This window comes from Burkholderia sp. Se-20378 (genome assembly GCF_017104665.1).
GTDB classification, from domain to species: Bacteria; Pseudomonadota; Gammaproteobacteria; order Burkholderiales; family Burkholderiaceae; genus Burkholderia; species Burkholderia lata.
In genome coordinates this window covers 1-963 of record NZ_JAAGPG010001186.1, presented here as the reverse complement: position 1 = coordinate 963, position 963 = coordinate 1, and the positions used below count along the sequence as shown (strand labels likewise).

Below are 963 nucleotides of genomic sequence, written 5' to 3'. Positions count from 1 at the left end.
AGGTCGAGGTCGAGAGCGACGTGATCGAGCTGTTCGCCGACGAGAGGCCCGTCGAGGTCGAGGTCGACAGTGAGCCGATCGAGCTGTTTGCCGACGAGAGACCCGTCGAGGTCGAGGTCGACAGCGAGCCGATCGAGCTGTTGGCCGACGAGAGACCCGTCGAGGTCGAGGTCGAGAGCGACGTGATCGAGCTGTTCGCCGACGAGAGGCCGGTCGAGGTCGAAGTCGACAGCGAATCGATCGAGCTGTTGGCGGACGACAGACCCGTCGAAGTCGAAGTCGACAGCGACGTGATCGAGCTGTTGGCCGACGACAGACCCGTCGAGGTCGACGTGGACAGCGAATCGATCGAGCTGTTCGCCGATGACAAGCCCGTCGAGGTCGAGGTCGACAACGAGGTGATCGAGCTGTTCGCCGACGACAAGCCGGTCGAGGTCGAAGTCGACAGCGAGGTGATCGAGCTGTTGGCCGACGACAGGCCGGTCGAGGTCGAAGTCGACAGCGAGGTGATCGAGCTGTTGGCCGACGACAGGCCGGTCGAGGTCGAAGTCGACAGCGACGTGATCGAGCTGTTTGCCGACGACAGGCCGGTCGACGTCGAGGTCGACAGCGAATCGATCGAGCTGTTGGCCGACGACAAGCCGGTCGAAGTCGAAGTCGACAGCGAGGTGATCGAGCTGTTGGCCGACGACAGGCCGGTCGACGTCGAGGTGGACAACGACGTGATCGAGCTGTTAGCCGACGACAAGCCGGTCGAAGTCGACGTGGACAGCGAATCGATCGAGCTGTTAGCCGAAGACAGGCCGGTCGAGGTCGAGGTGGACAGCGACGAGACCGAGCTGTTCGTCGACGACAGACCCGTCGAGGTCGAGGTCGACAGCGAATCGATCGAGCTGTTGGCCGACGACAAGCCGGTCGAGGTCGAAGTCGACAGCGAGGTGATCGAGCTGTTGGCGGACGACA

General features: G+C 63.1%; 1 protein-coding gene. It reads left to right on the top strand.

Annotated features, from left to right (window positions below; all coding sequences use genetic code 11):
• On the top strand, window positions 1-963 hold a 963-nt coding region (locus tag G3N93_RS40905; protein ID WP_206135623.1), incomplete at both ends, for a hypothetical protein.